The following is a 19,057-nucleotide window of genomic DNA, read 5'->3' as shown; positions in this document are numbered from 1 at the left end:
TAATGAAAGCATTCTTACAAGAATACGGTAGCCAACTTTTATCGAAAGCGGTAGAACATTTTTATATTTCTATGTTTGCATTATTGTTAGCGATTGTAGTAGCTGTCCCTTTAGGTATTTTATTATCGAAAACGCAACGCACTGCTAATGTGGTATTAACAGTTGCTGGCGTGCTTCAAACCATTCCTACTTTGGCTGTGTTAGCCATCATGATTCCAATATTTGGAGTAGGAAAAACACCAGCTATTGTTGCATTATTTATCTATGTATTATTACCAATTTTAAATAATACAGTATTAGGTGTTAAAAATATCGATAAAAATGTTATTCAAGCTGGTCAAAGTATGGGAATGACTAAATTTCAATTAATGAAAGATGTTGAGATGCCTTTAGCTTTACCACTTATTATTAGTGGTATTCGTCTATCAAGTGTATACGTCATTAGTTGGGCAACTCTCGCAAGTTATGTAGGTGCGGGTGGACTTGGGGATCTTGTATTTAATGGATTAAATCTCTATCAACCACCTATGATTATTAGTGCAGCGATTGTTGTTACTTTATTAGCATTAGTTATTGACTTTATACTTTCATTAGTTGAAAAATGGGTTGTACCTAAAGGATTAAAAGTATCTAGATAAATGGGAGGAATTGACATTGAAGAAGTATTTTAACTATACACTGATTCTGGTTGCATTATCTCTCATCGTGTTATCTGGATGCAGTTTACCAGGCTTAGGTGATGGAAATGCAAAAGATGATGTGAAAATTACAACGACTGAAACAAGTGAAACTAAGATTATAGGTCATATGGAAAAATTATTAATTGAACATGAAACTGATGGAAAAATCAAACCGACGTTGATTGGGAACCTAGGTTCTAGCATTATTCAACATAATGCGTTACAACGAGGAGATGCAAATATGTCAGCTGTACGATACACAGGTACTGAATTGACGAGTGTATTAGCAGCTAAACCTACTAAAGATCCTGAAAAAGCCATGTCTGAAACACAACGCTTATTTAAAAAGAAATATGATGAAAAGTTTTATCATTCACTTGGGTTTGCGAATACATACGCATTCATGGTGACAAAAGAAACGGCTAAAAAGTATCACTTAGAAAAAGTATCAGATTTAGAGAAATATAAAGATGAACTACGTCTTGGAATGGATACCCAATGGATGAACCGTGCAGGTGATGGATATCCAGCTTTTGTTAAAGATTATGGATTTAAATTTGATAGTGCGCGTCCAATGCAAATTGGTTTAGTATATGATGCATTAAAAAATAATAAATTAGATGTAGCAGTTGGGTATTCAACAGATGGACGTATTGCAGCTTATGATTTGAAAATATTGGAAGATGATCGTAAATTCTTCCCGCCTTATGACGGTAGTCCACTTGCAAATGAACAATTAATAAAGGATAATCCAGAAATCGATAAGGCACTAAAAAAATTAGAAGGTAAAATCTCAACAGAAGAAATGCAGAAGTTAAATTATGAAGCGGATGGAAAAGGTAAGGAACCTGCAGTGATAGCTGAAGAATATTTAAAGAAACATCATTACTTTGAAGAAAAGAAAGGTGGTCATAAGTAATGAAAGGTAATTTGTTACATTCAATCATCGAATATTACTCACTGAACTGGGCCTTTCTTCTAGAACTGTTCTTCAAACATCTATTAATGTCGGTATATGGTGTGTTGTTTGCTTGTATAATTGGAATTCCTATTGGTATTTTCATAGCTAAGTATAGACGTTTATCGTGGCCGGTGATTACAATTGCAAATATTATACAAACTGTTCCAGCAATCGCTATGTTGGCCATACTTATGTTGGCTATGGGATTAGGACCAACAACTGTTGTTGTAACTGTATTCCTGTATTCGTTATTACCTATTATTAAAAATACTTATACTGGTATTGTAGAAGTTGATGAAAATATTAAAGATGCTGGTAAAGGTATGGGAATGACGGGGAACCAAATATTAAGAATGATAGAGTTACCATTATCTTTATCTGTTATTATTGGTGGTGTTAGAATTGCACTTGTTGTTGCTATCGGAATAGTAGCGATTGGGTCATTTATCGGTGCTCCAACACTAGGTGATATTATTATTCGTGGTACAAATTCAACAGATGGAACAACATTCATCTTAGCAGGTGCCATACCAATTGCTTTAATAGCAATTATTATAGATATAGGATTACGTTATCTAGAAAAACGTTTAGATCCTACTCGTAAAAACAAAAAAGATTCAATGCAAAAACATCAAGTACAAAAATTACGTTAATAGATATCAATAAACTTAATTAATATAAAAAGCATAGACAGTGACTGAAACAGAGATTATTTTAGTCAACAGTTGCTTATACATTAACAATGCCTGGAACACAAAATAATGTTCCAGGCATTGTTTGTTTAATATATTTAGTTTTCAGGGGTATTTTAGATATATTTATAGTTTTGGGTAATTATAATAAGATTGGAGCAAGGATAGGAACTACTGCTACAACAATAACGCCAACGATGACAACTGCAATACTTCCCATTGATTCTTCAGTCTCACCCAATTCTTTAGCTGCCGCGACACCTAAAGTGTGTCCACTCGTCCCTAGTGCAAGTCCTCTGGCAATAGGGTTAGATATTTTAAATAATTTAACTATTTTAGCACCTAAAGCAGAAATGACAACTGCATTTAAAATAACTGCGAGTGAGGTTAATTCTTTGACACCACCGATACCGTCAGATACAGGTAATGCAATTGCTGTCGTTGCAGCTTGAGGTAGCATAGATGCTATAATTTGATTGCCAAATTGGAATGTTATTGCAACAAGATAAATTAATAACAAGGCAATAATTGTACCAACAGCTATACCACCAAATATTTGTAACCAATATCTTTTTAATACTTCGCGCTTGCGATATAAAGGAATCGCAAAGCATATTGTAGCTGGTTCTAGAAAGAAATTAATAATGTCGCCACCGATTTTATAATTCTCATAACTAATTCCTGTCAATTTCAAAAAAGCAATACCTGCAACCATACTTACGAATAAAGGTGCTAGTAAAAAGAAACCATTCGTTTTTTTATAAAAATAAGTCGATATGACAAATGGTATTAATGATACTAATATCCCAAAATAAGGTGTATTGATTCCTAAATGTTCAATCATTGATTACCCTCCTATGTGACTTGTTTCTTCATTTTTCTCTTTAGAAGGGAAAAGTGATTTCGTCACTAATAATTGTGACGCAAAGCCAGTACTAATTAATAATAAAAGTGTTGAAATAATAATAAGTAAAATAATTAAAATAGGGCTTTGCTTAAGGATTGGTAAAGAGTTAATGACTGAAATACCAGCTGGTACGAATAGGAATCCAATATTATTGGTTAATGCAGTTCCCACAGTCTCAACTTGACCTAATTTCACAATGCCTGTACACAATGCGATAAATAATAGTACGAGTCCAATGACTGAAGCTGGCATTGGTATAGGCATAAATGATTCAATAATTTTTGATATAAGTAAAATCACTGCAATCGTTAATGCTTGTTGAAAAATACTGTATTTCATTGACTTCTTGTTATCAACCGCTTTGTTTTTAACGAGATGCGTTTGTTCCAAAATAACCATTCCCCTCTGTTTTCTTCATGGTTATATTATAGAATGAAAGCGTTTACTATATGTAGTTTCATAGCTCACTTACAAATATTTTAGGGTGAGGTGCACCATTTTAAAGGTGAAATTCATAAAGCATGATTTAAATTTTATTGAAGACCGAGTTGTTGTTTAAAAGTCTTCATATAAGAACGACTAACTTGATATTTAAATTCATGGGTTAACGTCAGCTGATATGTATAATTAAACCAATGTTCTATTGTTTGGATATGTTCTTTATTAACGATAGTAGCGCGATGTATTTTAATAAATAGTGAGGAAGGTAGTTTTTTCTCGTAATGATTAAGTGTTTCGGTCGTTTCATAACTTTGTTTTGTTGTATCTATCGTAGTAATCCCATTATTAACAGATAATGCGATAATGTCTGTGAAATTTAAGATGTGAATACGTTCATCCACTTCAATTGGTAGTACATGTGTTTGAGCGTGCTCATCATCACTATAATCAATATATTTAGGTGTGATAGTTTTATCTTTGTTTTTTGATTTATCTTTAGCCATGCCAACTTTATTTACAGCTTGATTAATACGATCTTTTTCAAAAGGTTTTAGTATATAATCGGTTGCATTTAATTCAAAAGCTTTGACTGCGAATTTCTCGTGAGCGGTTGCAAAGATAATATGTGGTGATTGCTTCATTTTATTAATTTTTTGAGCTAAATCAATACCACTTTCATCCATTAAATTTATATCTAAGAATATTAAGTCAAATGTGTTGTAGAGTAACTTCTCCAATGTTTCTTCTATGTTTTCTGCTTCTTCAATTTCATCTATAGCATCATTAAGATTTAAAAGATATTGTAATTCATTTCTTGCAAGTGGCTCATCATCAACGATTAACGCTTTCATTAAAGTGTTCCTCCTTAGAAGATTTATACGGAATTAAACAACTTACAGTCGTGCCTGATTGAGAAGATTGAATGTTTAGTGCCGATGTTGTTCCAAATAGTCCAGTAAGTCTTTTATTAAGATTGACTAAGGCATTACCAGTACCAGTGGTAGACGTCACTGTCGTATATCCAATGATATCTAATTGATCAGCTGGTATGCCTTGCCCATTATCTTGAACAGATATACTTAAGTAGTCTTGTTTCATGCTAACATTCACATCAATATGATTATTCACTTTACGATTTTTAAATGCATGTTTAATAGAATTTTCCACTAATATTTGAATTATAAAAGGTGGGATAAGCGCATCTTGACACTGATCATCAATTCGATAATGTATGTTAAATCTATTTGGATAACGTGCTTGCTCTAAGGATAAATATGCTGCTACTTGTTGTAATTCCTTTTGTAAAGTAATTGTATTATTACGTGCACCATTAAGATTAGAGCGGAAGAACTGACTGAGTTGAATCAGTAAACGTCGTGCTTTTTCACTATCAATTCGTACTAGTGCTGATATAGTGTTAATAGCATTAAAAAAGAAATGTGGATTGACTTGTGCTTGTAATGATTTAATTTCAGCGTCTTTCAACAATTGTCCCTGCATTTCAGCTTGGCCTAGTTCTAGCTGTGAAGAAAATATATTAGCGAGGCCTTTTGCGAGTTGTTGGTCTGAAGTTGAAATAATATTGTTATCAGTGAAGTAAAATTTTAAAGTCCCTGCGATTTCGTTATGTATATAAAGAGGGACGACAATGGCTCCTTCAAGAGGGCAATTAGGATGGTGACATCCAATTCCTTCTCTCGTATGAGCGACTTTTAATTTTCCTGATTGAATCACTTCTTTAGATAAATCTGTAATAATCTCTTTACGTGCTACGTGATGGTCACTGCCTGCACCAATATGTGTTAAAATATCTTTTTTATTTGTAATAGCTACCGCCGACACTTGCATTAATTTTAAAATAATTTCAGCAGCTTGTTGGGCTGATTTTTCATTAAGTCCAGATCGAAAGTAAGGTAGTGTTTCATTAGCGAGTTGTAATACATCATGCGTTTGGACTGCACGCATTTGTTCTTCTTGCTTGATGGTCGACAAAATGATGGTTAAAAATATGGCTGTACCCAAACCATTAATGATAATCATCGGTAGTGCTATAAAACTGACTAATGTAATTGCGTGATGTAAGTTATTTGTAAATAATAATATACAGCTCATTTGAATAATTTCAGTTATTGCACCGATAATAGCACCTTTTTTAATGGACGGATATGTATTTTGTTTTATTGTTTGATGACCGAAGTAACCAGATATGATAGCGATAACTATGGATGAAATGAGATAGGTATATGCGTCAGCCCCGCCAATATATAAACGACATAATCCTGAAATAATCCCTACAATTATAGCTACCCACGGTCCACCTATTAGACCAGAAACACCAATAGTTAATACACGGGTATTGGCCATTGAGGCATCTTTGCTCAAGTGATAATAAATATCACCAGATACGATATGGCCATTTTCTATTTCAATTCCTGTAAAATTAGAAATCATAGAGAATATACCAAAAATAATGATTAGTTGGAATTTTGAACGCCATTTGTCACGTTCGCTCATCATTGTTTTAAAATGATTAATATTCATGAGTATATATGCGAGTAAAATAATTAATCCCACGCGCTCAAGTAATAAAATAAATAAATTAAGCATAACGTCAATCCTCATTTAGTTTTAATATCCCAAAAAAGAAATATATTTTTATTAAAAATAAAAGCACTTACATTGGCTTGTTTCATATATTTATAGTTTATATGAAAACACGTTTAAATCAATTATAGTATGGAAAATTGAAACTAGATAGTGTAGAATAAGTTTCTATATTCACAAATTTTCTAAAAATTACAAGAAATTAAAAAAGAAACATATCTAGGATGAATGAATATTAAAATGATAAACGATTTAGTCATATATTTATTTCAGTTAAAAAGTTGTTCTAAATATGATAAAGTTTCTTAATGTAAAAATGATATTAGAAGAAAGCAAATAAAAGATTTGTAAAATAAGAAATGGATATTGTAATTAAATAAGTCTTATTAGAGATTTCTAATTAATTGTGAAGGAGTAAGTGATAGATGAATACATCACAAAAGTTTAGGGGAGATAATCGCTTATTATTAGGGATTATTTTAGGGGTTATTACATTTTGGTTATTTGCACAATCACTTGTAAATCTAGTCGTGCCATTACAATCATCATACAATAGTGATATTGGCACCATTAATATAGCAGTTAGCTTATCGGCACTATTTTCTGGTTTGTTTATTGTAGGTGCAGGAGATATTGCAGATAAAATTGGTAGAGTAAAAATGACATACATAGGCTTAGCACTTAATATTGTTGGGTCAGTTTTAATCATTATTACACCATTACCAAGTTTATTGATTATTGGACGTGCTATTCAAGGATTGTCAGCGGCGTGTATAATGCCAGCGACACTCGCAATCATTAATGAATATTATATTGGGACAGCACGACAACGTGCATTAAGCTACTGGTCCATTGGTTCATGGGGAGGTAGTGGTGTTTGTACTTTGTTTGGTGGTTTAATGGCAACTAACCTTGGATGGCGCTCAATCTTTATTGTTTCAATTATTCTGACAATATTATCCATGTTTCTCATTAAACATACTCCCGAAACAAAAGCAGAGCCTATAGGAGATCAACCGACAGAGAAAAAGAAATTTGATGTTATTGGTTTAATCATCTTAGTGGTTAGCATGTTAAGTATTAATGTGATAATAACTCAAACCTCTCAATTTGGTTTGTTCTCACCATTTATTTTGGGACTTATTGCAATTTTTGTTATATCGTTAATTATATTCGTGATTTACGAAAATAAAATTAAACAACCGCTTGTCGATTTTGATATCTTTAAAAACAAAGGTTATACAGGTGCAACGATTTCAAACTTTATGTTGAATGGTGTAGCTGGTGGTACATTGATTGTAGTAAATACTTTTTATCAGCAAAAATTAGATTTTAACTCTCAGGAAACTGGATATATCTCACTTACATATCTAGTTGCAGTATTAATTATGATACGTGTGGGTGAAATGATATTACAATCGCTAGGACCTAAAAGACCTTTGTTACTCGGAAGTGCCTTGACCGTCATAGGATTAATATTATTATCTTTGACGTTTTTACCTAATGCTTGGTATATAGCGTCAAGTGTCGTTGGTTATTTATTATTTGGTACCGGTTTAGGTATTTATGCAACACCATCCACGGATACAGCTGTTGCACAAGCACCAGATGATAAAGTAGGCGTCGCATCCGGTGTATATAAGATGGCATCATCTTTAGGAAATGCATTTGGTGTGGCCATCTCAAGTACAGTTTACAGCGTACTTGCAGCTCAACTGAATCTGACTTTAGGTGGTTTTACTGGAGTAATGTTTAATGCGCTTATAGCATTATTAGCATTCCTATCTATTTTGTTCTTAATACCGAAAAAACAATCTAATGTATAAGAATATAGTCATCAACTTTTAAATTCATCTTTAATATTGAAATGGAAAAATATGAATTTGTGTCTGGGACATCACTGGTGTCTCAGACATTTTTCTATATTGACATCGAGAACTCAGTAAAAATAAAGGTATGAAGAAGTCTATAAATTCTAATTCTTGTTAAAGAGAAAAGAGATAATCCAGTCAATATGAAACTATTTCTACTCATATTTTAAAAACGCAACTGAAATTGAATAATAAATTAACAAAGAAACGATTTACTGTGCTAATAAAATGTTGAGTAAGCAATGTACGTTTGAGAAGATAATACTTATTCTTAATTAACAGAAAATTCTTACAAAATAACCGTATTATATTGACTGGTATGTAGTAAAGTAGTATTTTAAAAACAATATAGAATTGTAAGGAGATGGAATATATGAAAATAGCAATTGCAGGTTCTGGCGCATTAGGTAGTGGATTTGGTGCTAAGTTGTTTCAACATGATTATGACGTCACTTTAATTGATAATTGGGAACCTCAAGTTACTACAATACAACAGGACGGTCTACATATCGATATTAATGGTGAAGCACATCATTTCAAGTTACCTATGTATAGACTAACGGAAATTCCTAAAGACACGTCCTATGATATTGTTTTTCTATTTCCTAAATCTATGCAATTAGAAGAAGTGCTTAGTCATATTCAACCCCATCTTCATGATAATACGATTGTTGTGTGCACTATGAATGGTTTGAAACATGAACGTCTTATACAACAATATGTTTCTATAGATAGAATTGTACGTGGAGTAACAACGTGGACTGCCGGTATTGATCAACCTGGCCACACGCACTTAATGGGGCAAGGTCCTGTTGAAATTGGGTGTCTCGTGCCCGAGGGAAAAGAAAGCGTAGATATCATTGTTAATCTGCTACAAAATGCAGAATTAAAAGGTGTAAAAAGTGAACATTTACATCAATCAATTTGGAAAAAAATATGTGTTAATGGTACAGCTAATTCTTTATGTACTATACTTGAATGTAATTTGGCAGCACTGAATAATAGTGATGACGCTAAAAATTTGATCTATAAAATTACACAAGAAATTGTTCATGTTGCAACAGTTGATGATGTTCATCTTAATGTTGATGAGATTTTTGATTACTTAATTGCTTTAAATGATAAAGTAGGCCCACACTATCCTTCTATGTACCAAGACTTAATTAAAGATAATCGAACAACTGAAATAGATTATATTAATGGAGCAGTTAGTAAATTAGGGAAAGAGAATCATATTGCTACACCTGTAAATGATTTTGTAACAAATCTTGTACATGCTAAAGAAAATCAACGTGGTGCACAATGATAAAATAATATATGGATCGTTTGAGTTACAAGCTCTTTTTAAATTATTAACATGGCATATTTAATAGTGGAGAACGAAAAGCACGCTATAAACAATTTTTACAAGATTGTTTATAGCGTGCTGTTTTATGACTCTTCAGTTAATAACTCACTATTGTCTTTATGATGCTCAAATTTTTGTTTGAGTTTTTTAGCTTCATGTAGTGCCACTTTCTTATAGTGAGAGTGGGCAAAATGCATTTGCACAATTAGAAAAGCAGCGCTTATACTCCAATATAAGCCCAAAGCTGCAGCAGAATGTAGAGATGCATATGTTATGAATATCGGTGAAAACACCATCATAAAATAATAAGTTTTTCTTTGATCTTTTGGATAATGGATTGAGTTTACAAGTGGTTGAACAAAATACATGATTGCTGCGATTATTGTCATAATCAAATCAGGTTGCGTTAAATCAAACCATAAGAAGTGTGGGTATTCAGTAATTCCGTGACTCGAAGGGTACTTCAAACTCATATAAAGACCCATTAATATAGGCATTTGTATAAGAACAGGAAGACAGCCTAACATATTTTTTAAAGGATTAATCCCATACGATTGATACTTTTTCAAAAGCAATTGATTGGCTGCATTGCGTTCTTCTTGTGATGTTGCGTGTTTCATTTTATCTCTTATAGCATCCAATTCTGGTTGGACGACTTTTGTTTTTTCGCGCATCATATGCATATTCTTAACTTGTATTAACATGAAAGGTAATAGGATGAAACGAACTATGAGTACAATAGATATAATAGCAAAGCCATAGTTATCCTGAAAAACTCTGCCAAGAAAATGAAGAAATTCATCCATAGATTTTACAAAAACGTTATAAAATATACCAGTTTGGTTCTCTTCTTTAGAATAATCGCATCCAGCTAGTAAAATGATAAAACCTAATAAAGTGATGAAAAGTCGTTTATGCATAGTGATACTTCCTTTTGTTAATAATTATATTAATTTTATGATAAATGATGTTCAAGTTCATCAAAATAGTATAATATTGCATGATTTAAAAATAACAAAGTCATTCTTAGGTGTGTATCGCATGTCTTAAATGTGGCTTTTTAATGCTTAGGTGTTGTTTTATGTTTTTTATTTTCATCAGAATGGTAAGTTATACTTAATAAAGATAACCAAATTAGTAACATGGTTATGGCTAGATATACACTTACAATTAAATATTTCGAATGTAAAGGTAACCATGATAAAACAAACCCCCAAGTTGCATCTCCTAATATTATCAAAGGAAGTAGGTAAAAAAGAATACTTATTGCTACAAATCCCAACAAAATGATGCTGAACATGATTGAAGTTCGTAAACATTTACGGATGAAGATGTGACCATCACGTAATTTTAAGATTTTACTAAAAACTAAGATACTAAATATGGCCATGAATATATCGGCCAGTGTGGAAATGATAAGTTGCATATTTTTCGTTTGGTTCACTTTTTCTTCTATGGTTGTGTAATGACGATTATTCATAATTTGAGTATTTAAATGTTCCGCTAGACGAGTCACTTGACTTGAATTTGTATTCGCTAATACGACAATGCCATAAGATTTACGAATATTTAATAAAATTTGTGACGAGAAATTATCTAAAACGCCGGTATGTAATACGAGATGGTCATCAGTATTTATAAACCATCCTGAACCGTAGCTATCTGCGTTAGGCTCACTATTTAATGAGTTAGATAATACCTGATGCGATTGACGAATTAACTGGGCTTGTGATTTTGAAGTAGGGTGGATCTGTAGTTGGACCCACTTTGCTAAATCACTTGTACTTGACATCATATATGCTGCAGGCGTATCACCGATGTTAAACTCTGGTTGTGCAACTTTATTTTCATTATCTTCCCATATGTAACCTAATGCTTCGTTATTAGCTTTCGTATTATTTACTTTAAAAGTGGTATGTTTCATTTTTAAAGGGGCTAAAACATGCTTTTGGATGTATGATGTATAGGATTGATGGGTAACATTTTGAATAATAAGACCTAAAATATCATAATTCATATTCGAATATTCAAAAGTTTCTCCAGGTGCATGGTTCAGACGTTTTCCTTTTGCAAAATTAACGATATTTTCAATACTATCGTACTGTTTAGAATAACGATTTTCTTCAGTGATATCTCCAGGTATACCACTAGTTTGAGCTAATAGCTGTTCAATAGTAATATCAATTTTTTTGTCTTCATACTTCATTTTAAATCCAGGTATAAATGTACTTACTTTGTCATTTAAATTTATTTTTCCTTCTTGAACTAATTGTAGAATTGCATAACCTGTAAAAGCTTTAGTATTGGATGCAATTTCAAATTGAGTATGTGGGTTTACCTTTGCTTTTTTTTCAATATTGGCATAACCATATCCTTTATTTAAAAAGATTTTATTGTCTTTGATGATTAATATTGCTAGTCCGGGGATATCTCCTTTCTTCATTGCTGTCTCAACCATTTTATCAATATGTTTTTGAGAAGCATGTGTCAATATCGTCTCATTCTTACTATGTGTAATTTCTCGTGTTGTAATTGAAATTATAGATAAAATGGTCATCAAAAAAATGACAACAATGACAAACAGTTTTATCTTCATTAAGCATCCTCTACTTTAAATTTAAAAATTTATTGCCTGCGTTATGGCAACAATAAGTGAATTTATTATAACAGTTTTGGTGTATAAAGTTACAGATAACGAATAGATATTGGGTTAGCTATATCTTAATCAAGTAGTCTTCTTAGTGAAAAACAATAAATTTTAAAGTGTAATAAAACACTAATAGAGTAAATGTAATGATTAAAGATATGTGAAGTAGCTATACAATTTTGTTTTATGGGAGTATAGTTTTATCCATCAAAATGAGTTAAAGAGGTAGGAGTCATGTTCATTCAATTTAAAAGACTTTTGATTGGAAGACCTAAAAGAAACAGAGACTTAAAAAATGAGAAAATTTCAAAATTTAAAGGATTAGCTATCCTATCATCCGATGCGTTGTCATCAGTTGCATATGGTCCTGAGCAGATATTAATTACATTATCGGTGATAGGAGCTGTGGCATCTTGGTATACGTTGCCTATTGCTGGAGCAGTTCTAATATTATTAACAGCTTTAATTTTATCTTATAGACAAATTATTTATGCTTATCCAAAAGGTGGTGGAGCGTATATTGTTTCTAAAACAAATCTTGGTGAGAAATGGGGATTGTTAGCTGGAGGGTCTTTATTAGTCGACTATATATTAACGGTGGCAGTGAGTATTTCTTCAGGAGCAGATGCTTTTGTTGCCGCATTTCCCCACTTATATCATTTTAAAGTGCTTATTGCATGTTTATTAGTACTCTTTATTTTAATGATGAATTTAAGAGGTTTGACTGAATCAGCAACTGTATTATCATATCCAGTCTACTTATTTATTATAGGTTTAATTGTTTTGATAGCTGTTGGAACATTTCGCGTAGCTACTGGACAAATCGCACCGCATATCCATTCCACTGTAGGGAGTACTGTGCCAGGTGTTACGTTATTTTTACTTTTAAAAGCATTCTCATCTGGAGCATCATCACTTACAGGTGTAGAGGCAATATCCAATGCAGTAACAAATTTTAAAAATCCAGCACCTAAGAATGCAGTCAAAACTTTAGTCACTATGGGTACAATTTTAGCAGTGTTACTAGTAGGTATTGTTGTACTCTCATATATATATGGAATTATGCCTCAAACTGAAACGACCGTACTATCACAACTTGCGTCCCAAATATTTGGTGAAAATGTAGCGTTTTATTTTATACAAGCTACTACAGTTATGATTTTGGTATTGGCTGCTAATACAGGTTTTACAGCATTTCCTATGCTTGCTGCATCAATGTCTAAGGACAAATATATGCCACGTATGTTTACTGTTCGTGGTGATCGTCTCGGTTATTCAAACTCGATTATTATATTAGGTGTATTAGCCATCATTTTAATTATTCTATTTGAAGGAATGACAGAGAACCTCATTCCATTATATGCAGTAGGTGTTTTTATTCCATTTACGCTTGCTCAGTTTGGTATGGTTTTAAAATGGCTTCGAGAACGTCCTGAACGATGGGGAATAAAGCTTATTATCAATTTAATTGGTGGTACGATTACGTTTATTGTATTCATGATTTTACTTATTACCAAACTGAATCAAGTATGGCCAATTCTTTTATTTTTACCTTTTGTTGTATTTATTTTTATTAGAATTCATGTACATTATGAGAATATAGCATGTGAATTACGATCTGAAATTGATATACACGACATTCCTGTTGTAGATCGCAATTTAGCGATTGTACCAATTCAAAGTATTACAACTGTAGTTGATAAATCTATTTATTATGCTAAATTATTAGCTAATGATGATGTTATTGCAGTACATGTGACATTTGGTGATGAGGATGAGCAAGCTTTTATGACTAAGTGGAAAAAACATTTTCCAGATGTAAGACTTGTGATTTTACATTCAGAGTATAGAAGTATTATTCGTCCGATTTCACGATTTATAGATAAAATTCGTAAAAAAGCAAATGATAAAAATTATTTAATTACAGTAGTCGTTCCAGAATTTATCCCTAAAAAGGCTTGGCAGCACTTGTTGCACAATCAAACTAGTTTACGTTTAAAATTGCATTTAATTTATCAAAAAAACGTTACTTTGTGTACTATTCCATTCAAATTAATGAAATAAAAAAAGGACCAAATACACTTGATTAAAGTGAAATTTTGGTCCTTATTATAATGGAGTATATTCGCTTTGAGATCATATATATTTTGCAAATCTTGATGATTAATATTTTAGAGTCATAGGTTATAATTAGGTTTAATCACATTTTACATTAATGTTGCTGTCTTTTGGCTAAAGATTCAGCATTGTTCTTGTATTTCTTGTAATAAAAGAATAAGAAGATAAACCATAACGGTGAAATAAAAATTGCTACTCTAGTATCTTTGCTAAAGAATAGTAGAATAAAGATAAATAAGAAAAAAGATAACACAATATAGGCAATAATCTTTCCGCCCCATAATTTAAATGCACTTGATCGATGTCGTTCGGGATTCTTCTTTACGTATGCGATGTAAGAGACGATGATCATTCCCCATACTACAAGGAATAGAACAGTAGATAATGTCGTTACATAAATAAATAATTTAATAGCATCTGGGAAAACAAAATTTAATAAAGCGGCGATTAACAATGTTATTGAAGATACGAACATTGAGAGATAAGGCACACCATTAGAATTAGTTTTTGTTAATGCTTTAGGACCTAAACCTTGTTTCGCTAAACCAAATAAAATTCGACTATTAGAATATATTCCGCTGTTCGTTGCAGATGCTGCTGCAGTTAAAACAACAAAATTAACTATGCCTGCAGCAAAGGGCACACCAATTAGTGTGAATAATTTAACAAACGGACTACTATCAGGATCAACTTTAAACCATGGAATGACAGACATGATTACAAGTAAACCACCTATATAAAATAATAAAATTCGTATTGGAACATTGTTTATTGCTTTAGGAATTGTTTTTTCTGGATTTTTGGTTTCACCAGCTGTGACGCCTATAAGTTCTATACCTATAAATGAATATACAGCAATTTGGAAGGACATTAAAAATCCAGCTACACCATGTGGAAACATACCGCCATGATGTATTAAATTACCAAAAGAAGCATGTCCATATTCTGTTTTAAATGATAAAAAAATCAGAACTAAACCTACAATAACCAACGTAATAATTGTAACGACTTTAATTATAGAAAACCAAAATTCAAGTTCTCCAAATAATCTGGCACCAAGCAAATTAAACGATATAAGTATGAGTACAATAAATAGCACTGTCAACCAGTGTGGGACTTGTGGGTACCAATAAGCAAAATATTGTCCCATCGCAGTGAGATCCGACATGCTAGAGACAATCCAACAAACCCAATAGGTCCACCCAATTACAAATCCACCAAACGGACCAAGGTATTCATTTGCAATATCTACGAATGAATTAAATTTAGAGTTACTTAATAATAATTCACCAAGAGCTCTCATAAAAGCAAATAACACTATACCTATCAACATGTAAGTAAAGAGTAATGAAGGTCCGGTTAGAGAAATTGTCTGTCCTGAACCTAAAAATAAACCAGTTCCTATAGCACCACCAATAGCAATTAATTGAATATGCCTATTATTCAATTCTCTTTGTAGCTGTTTTGCCATCAACTTCCTCCTTAAGGATACATATATGAAAGCGTTTACTTAAAGTTTATCTTATCCAACATATTTTGAAAAAGCAAGAATTTTCAGAAATATAAGTGGATATATGTATTAATATGGTATCTTAAATTAATAGTTATAACCTTGTAATAAAAAATTATGAAATACAATGAAAGAAAAGTTTATATTAAAAATTATGCTTAATTATAGACATTATTTTACAAATAGCAAGTATAATGATAATTAATCACATGAATTAACTTTCATTTATCTCTATGTAATAATGTAAGTTATTATAAAGAGAAATGAGGATTGAGAAGATGAAAATAGGTACTATTTCTGACCTACACATTGACCGTCATCCACACTTAAATCCTGAAATATATTTAGAAAAGCTTTGTCAGGTGATTAAACAAAGGTCTATTGAGTTACTTATCATAGCAGGGGATATATCTAATGACTATCGGATAAGTTACAAATTTATTCAAAGCATTCAAGAATTAAGTGGGATACCTACTTATTTTGTTCCTGGGAACCATGATTTGTGGTCTGACCAAGTAGATAAAACGTCAACAGAAATACTATCATTCTTTCGTTCAAAAAAGGAATGCTTAATAGGCAATCCAATCATTATTAATGATCAATATGCAATTGTAGGCCATGTCGGTTGGTATGATTATAGCTATGCAGATAATCGTTTTTCTCAGCAAAAAATAGCAAGTGGTAAACATTATGGTGCAACTTGGCAAGATAAAGTAAGAACAGATTGGTCATTATCAGACCCGCAACTATCCCTCTTAGCTGCTCAAGAGGTTGAAAAAGACATTAACAATGTAAGTCCACGTCAAATTATACTAGTTACGCACGTTGTAACACATCCTCAATTCGTAGTACCAACGCCTCATCGTATTTTTGACTTTTTTAATGCATTTATTGGTACTCATGATTTTGATACTATTTATAAAAATTATCCTATTCGATTTAGTGTAATGGGGCATGTTCATTTTAGAAAAAAACTTGTTGAAAACAACATAATATATATGTCCGTGCTTAGGATATCAAAGACAATGGATGACAGACGATATAACATATGAAATAAATCATGCTTTAGTCGATTTTGATATTTAGTATCAACTTATATAATAAAGCCTCTAGAAACTGAAATTAAACAGTCTCTAGAGGCTTTATTATTAATTATCGATATATATGCATTTTCTTCCTGGGGCATTATAACTATTTTCCAAAGTGCGCTTTTTAATTTTGATGATTTGTTTAGAGTTAGGAATAATAGATGGGAAAATAACAAATTTTGTTAAACGACTCCATAACGGATCAATATAATAATAATAGTCATCATCGTACCCTATTAATAAAGTGACGTGAATATTTGAGACTAGTTTTGTTGGTTGATTGTCGAAATGAAATACACGTCGAAGCGGTTTAGAACCTAAACTAGTATGATAAATGATGACCGGCTGACCTTTGTCGATAAATTTTTCAAGTTGATTTAATGATGTACCTGTACCATCTACAATTCGAGAATCATATTGTTTAAGAAATGGCGCAAAAGCATCAGGAAATATTGTTTGATGATGACCAAATTTAACTAACAAAGGATGACCAACATAGCCTTTATAGGGATTGGTCGGATGTTTAGGCCAGTGACTCATTATTTGTGTTGCTTTAATATCGTAATGATTAAATTGTAATAGCATCGCTGCGGATACTCCCTCACACCCCATAACAAAAGGGATAGGGAATAGCTGACTTATAGGCTTTACTGGTAAAATTATCTTCATAAAATGTATCCTCTAATAACTTTGATAAAACATATTATATAACGTGCGATTTATTTAGTATACAAAATTGATTTAGACAAACTTGAAATGAGCGTTTTCATCAGATATTTAGAGTAGAAAGGGATGAATTAGTATTAAAATTGTAAAGTGAATTAAAATTGAAATAAAAATAGGAACGTTCATTAAAACACTACTAAACGTAAATTTAGAATTACAAGTCTATGGGTACTATTAAAATAGAAAATAGGAGTGGCACTTAATTATACTACATTGTCAGTTCACTCCTATATTTTGATTTACGAATAACTATGTTTTTTTCATAAATAATTTGAAATATATAATTTGTAATGCGATAAGTAAAACAGCTGTCGCACTAATAATAATTAGATACGGAGACATATCATGCTGACCGTTCAAACCAACTAGAGGAGAAATGAGGCCTCCTAAAATAAATTGGAATAGGCCAAGTAAACTTGAAGCATTGCCACTTCCGCCTGTACGTTCAGCCATTGCCATAGAAAAACAAAGTGGTGCTATAGAAGTGACTGGACAAATATTAATAAAAAAGCCAATAAGTAAAACATACAATGGAAGATGTAATATTAAAGTAAATATTAAAATTACAACACCTAACATTTGAATGATTGTTAAATATATGAGCATCGTATATCGGCTTACTTTTTCTACTATAATAGCGGTTATCTGACTGACGACTATCAAACCAACTCCATTAATAGCAAACATTGCACTATATTGAAGTGGTGTCATATGATACATCTTTTGTGAAATAAAAGGTGCGGCTGACGAATAACTGAATAACATGACATAAGTTAATCCTTGCAATAGCATCGGAATAACGAAGGTGGGTCTTCTTAATAACAGACCAAAATCTTTAAATATTGCTTTAAAATTTAACTGAGATTGTTCTTGATGGAGCCCAACTGGCATCTTTAATAAGATGCCTAAGATGACTATTAAGGTAATGATTGTTAAAAATATAAAAATCATTCTCCAACTTGCAATAGATAAAGCGAGGCCACCTAAAAGTGGAGCAATAATGGTGATTATACCATTTATGACCATAAGAGAAGTTAAAAATTTTGCTAATTCGTCTCCGTCATAATTATCTCCAATAGAAGCTTTGGCTATGACGATTGCACCACCTCCTGCTAAACCTTGAATTAAACGGATAATTAAAAATATTGTTAAATGAACTGTAAACACTGATAATAATGAGGCTATTAAATATCCAATCAATAAAATGAGTGCCATTTTTTTACGACCTAATACATCTGATAGTGGCCCAAATACAAATTGACCAATAGCTAAACCTATCATAGCAAAGGATAATGTAAGTTGTATTTCTGAAATTGATGAACCAAACGCATGCTGAACTTTAGGTAAAGATGGTCCGTACATATCAATAGTCAAAGGACCAAATGCAGTCATAACGCCAAGTATAACGATTAATATTTTAGATAAGTGTTTGGAACTTGTAGTCATCATCATTATCCTCCTAGA

Annotated in this window: 15 protein-coding genes and 1 pseudogene; 7 read left to right on the top strand and 9 right to left on the bottom strand. The window is 31.9% G+C overall.

Annotated elements, in window-relative coordinates; genetic code table 11:
* Positions 1-2: 2 nt before the first annotated feature.
* From HMPREF3058_RS05670 to HMPREF3058_RS05660, 3 genes are read left to right on the top strand one after another with little or no spacing between them, the layout of a single operon-like run.
* Positions 3-638, top strand: a complete 636-nt coding sequence (locus HMPREF3058_RS05670) for an ABC transporter permease (RefSeq protein ID WP_001831629.1) — start codon at positions 3-5, stop codon at positions 636-638.
* A gap of 16 nt (positions 639-654) precedes the next feature.
* Complete coding sequence (locus HMPREF3058_RS05665) at positions 655-1,599, top strand: osmoprotectant ABC transporter substrate-binding protein (RefSeq protein ID WP_002458157.1); 945 nt, start codon at positions 655-657, stop codon at positions 1,597-1,599.
* A complete protein-coding gene (locus tag HMPREF3058_RS05660; RefSeq protein ID WP_002447165.1) occupies positions 1,599-2,294 on the top strand; it encodes an ABC transporter permease in 696 nt (231 codons plus the stop codon). The genes HMPREF3058_RS05665 and HMPREF3058_RS05660 overlap by 1 nt, the downstream gene beginning before the upstream one ends.
* 181 nt (positions 2,295-2,475) lie before the next feature.
* Here HMPREF3058_RS05660 and lrgB read toward each other — a convergent pair whose 3' ends face one another.
* From lrgB to HMPREF3058_RS05640, 4 genes are all read right to left on the bottom strand, one after another.
* The gene (lrgB, locus tag HMPREF3058_RS05655) at positions 2,476-3,177 is read right to left on the bottom strand and encodes an antiholin-like protein LrgB (protein ID WP_002491128.1); all 702 of its coding nucleotides are present in this window, start codon (positions 3,175-3,177) and stop codon (positions 2,476-2,478) included.
* A gap of 3 nt (positions 3,178-3,180) precedes the next feature.
* Positions 3,181-3,630 carry an antiholin-like murein hydrolase modulator LrgA gene (gene lrgA, locus HMPREF3058_RS05650; protein WP_002491083.1) on the bottom strand — a complete coding sequence of 150 codons (450 nt, stop codon included), beginning with the start codon at positions 3,628-3,630 and terminating at the stop codon, positions 3,181-3,183.
* 143 nt (positions 3,631-3,773) lie between these two features.
* Positions 3,774-4,532, bottom strand: coding sequence for a response regulator transcription factor LytR (locus HMPREF3058_RS05645; protein WP_002447167.1), 759 nt, complete (start codon positions 4,530-4,532; stop codon positions 3,774-3,776).
* Positions 4,513-6,288, bottom strand: coding sequence for a sensor histidine kinase (locus HMPREF3058_RS05640; RefSeq protein WP_002475839.1), 1,776 nt, complete (start codon positions 6,286-6,288; stop codon positions 4,513-4,515). The genes HMPREF3058_RS05645 and HMPREF3058_RS05640 overlap by 20 nt, the downstream gene beginning before the upstream one ends.
* A 422-nt stretch (positions 6,289-6,710) precedes the next feature.
* On the opposite strand from HMPREF3058_RS05640, the gene HMPREF3058_RS05635 reads away from it, so the two are divergent.
* Together HMPREF3058_RS05635 and HMPREF3058_RS05630 are read left to right on the top strand one after the other, a co-directional pair.
* On the top strand, positions 6,711-8,111 hold the full coding sequence (locus tag HMPREF3058_RS05635) for an MFS transporter (RefSeq protein ID WP_002490590.1): 1,401 nt from the start codon (positions 6,711-6,713) through the stop codon (positions 8,109-8,111).
* A 418-nt stretch (positions 8,112-8,529) separates the two neighbouring features.
* Positions 8,530-9,462: a 2-dehydropantoate 2-reductase gene (locus HMPREF3058_RS05630; RefSeq protein ID WP_002490639.1), complete on the top strand. Its 933-nt coding sequence runs from the start codon at positions 8,530-8,532 to the stop codon at positions 9,460-9,462.
* Positions 9,463-9,587: 125 nt separating this feature from the next.
* On the opposite strand, the gene yidC is transcribed toward HMPREF3058_RS05630, so the two are convergent.
* Together yidC and HMPREF3058_RS05620 are read right to left on the bottom strand one after the other, a co-directional pair.
* Positions 9,588-10,424: a membrane protein insertase YidC gene (yidC, locus tag HMPREF3058_RS05625; protein ID WP_002447171.1), complete on the bottom strand. Its 837-nt coding sequence runs from the start codon at positions 10,422-10,424 to the stop codon at positions 9,588-9,590.
* 140 nt (positions 10,425-10,564) lie between these two features.
* Positions 10,565-12,100 (bottom strand): serine hydrolase domain-containing protein, encoded by a 1,536-nt coding sequence (locus HMPREF3058_RS05620; protein WP_070731205.1) that lies wholly within the window; start codon positions 12,098-12,100, stop codon positions 10,565-10,567.
* Positions 12,101-12,385: 285 nt separating this feature from the next.
* On the opposite strand from HMPREF3058_RS05620, the gene HMPREF3058_RS05615 reads away from it, so the two are divergent.
* Positions 12,386-14,215 carry an APC family permease gene (locus tag HMPREF3058_RS05615; protein WP_002491063.1) on the top strand — a complete coding sequence of 610 codons (1,830 nt, stop codon included), beginning with the start codon at positions 12,386-12,388 and terminating at the stop codon, positions 14,213-14,215.
* 148 nt (positions 14,216-14,363) lie between these two features.
* On the opposite strand, the gene HMPREF3058_RS05610 is transcribed toward HMPREF3058_RS05615, so the two are convergent.
* Entirely contained in the window at positions 14,364-15,740 is a 1,377-nt protein-coding gene (locus HMPREF3058_RS05610) for an amino acid permease (RefSeq protein WP_002491028.1), read from the bottom strand.
* A gap of 317 nt (positions 15,741-16,057) precedes the next feature.
* Here HMPREF3058_RS05610 and HMPREF3058_RS05605 point away from each other — a divergent pair.
* Positions 16,058-16,865: pseudogene (locus HMPREF3058_RS05605) on the top strand (metallophosphoesterase).
* Positions 16,866-16,927: 62 nt separating this feature from the next.
* On the opposite strand, the gene HMPREF3058_RS05600 reads toward HMPREF3058_RS05605, so the two are convergent.
* Together HMPREF3058_RS05600 and HMPREF3058_RS05595 are read right to left on the bottom strand one after the other, a co-directional pair.
* Positions 16,928-17,536 carry a C39 family peptidase gene (locus HMPREF3058_RS05600; protein WP_002447176.1) on the bottom strand — a complete coding sequence of 203 codons (609 nt, stop codon included), beginning with the start codon at positions 17,534-17,536 and terminating at the stop codon, positions 16,928-16,930.
* A gap of 306 nt (positions 17,537-17,842) precedes the next feature.
* On the bottom strand, positions 17,843-19,042 hold the full coding sequence (locus HMPREF3058_RS05595) for a putative multidrug effflux MFS transporter TcaB (protein ID WP_002491104.1): 1,200 nt from the start codon (positions 19,040-19,042) through the stop codon (positions 17,843-17,845).
* Positions 19,043-19,057: the final 15 nt, after the last annotated feature.

This window comes from Staphylococcus sp. HMSC068G11 (assembly GCF_001815825.1).
GTDB lineage: Bacteria > Bacillota > Bacilli > Staphylococcales > Staphylococcaceae > Staphylococcus > Staphylococcus epidermidis.
The sequence above is the reverse complement of the archived record's forward strand: the minus strand, read 5'-3'. Positions and strand labels throughout refer to the sequence as shown.

Coding starts and splice junctions, on each gene's coding strand:
- HMPREF3058_RS05670 (WP_001831629.1), top strand. CDS start 3: ATGAAAGCATTCTTACAAGAATACGGTAGCCAACTTTTATCGAAAGCG.
- HMPREF3058_RS05660 (WP_002447165.1), top strand. CDS start 1,599: ATGAAAGGTAATTTGTTACATTCAATCATCGAATATTACTCACTGAAC.
- lrgB (WP_002491128.1), bottom strand. CDS start 3,177: ATGATTGAACATTTAGGAATCAATACACCTTATTTTGGGATATTAGTA.
- HMPREF3058_RS05645 (WP_002447167.1), bottom strand. CDS start 4,532: ATGAAAGCGTTAATCGTTGATGATGAGCCACTTGCAAGAAATGAATTA.
- HMPREF3058_RS05640 (WP_002475839.1), bottom strand. CDS start 6,288: ATGCTTAATTTATTTATTTTATTACTTGAGCGCGTGGGATTAATTATT.
- HMPREF3058_RS05635 (WP_002490590.1), top strand. CDS start 6,711: ATGAATACATCACAAAAGTTTAGGGGAGATAATCGCTTATTATTAGGG.
- HMPREF3058_RS05630 (WP_002490639.1), top strand. CDS start 8,530: ATGAAAATAGCAATTGCAGGTTCTGGCGCATTAGGTAGTGGATTTGGT.
- yidC (WP_002447171.1), bottom strand. CDS start 10,424: ATGCATAAACGACTTTTCATCACTTTATTAGGTTTTATCATTTTACTA.
- HMPREF3058_RS05620 (WP_070731205.1), bottom strand. CDS start 12,100: ATGAAGATAAAACTGTTTGTCATTGTTGTCATTTTTTTGATGACCATT.
- HMPREF3058_RS05615 (WP_002491063.1), top strand. CDS start 12,386: ATGTTCATTCAATTTAAAAGACTTTTGATTGGAAGACCTAAAAGAAAC.
- HMPREF3058_RS05610 (WP_002491028.1), bottom strand. CDS start 15,740: ATGGCAAAACAGCTACAAAGAGAATTGAATAATAGGCATATTCAATTA.
- HMPREF3058_RS05600 (WP_002447176.1), bottom strand. CDS start 17,536: ATGAAGATAATTTTACCAGTAAAGCCTATAAGTCAGCTATTCCCTATC.
- HMPREF3058_RS05595 (WP_002491104.1), bottom strand. CDS start 19,042: ATGATGACTACAAGTTCCAAACACTTATCTAAAATATTAATCGTTATA.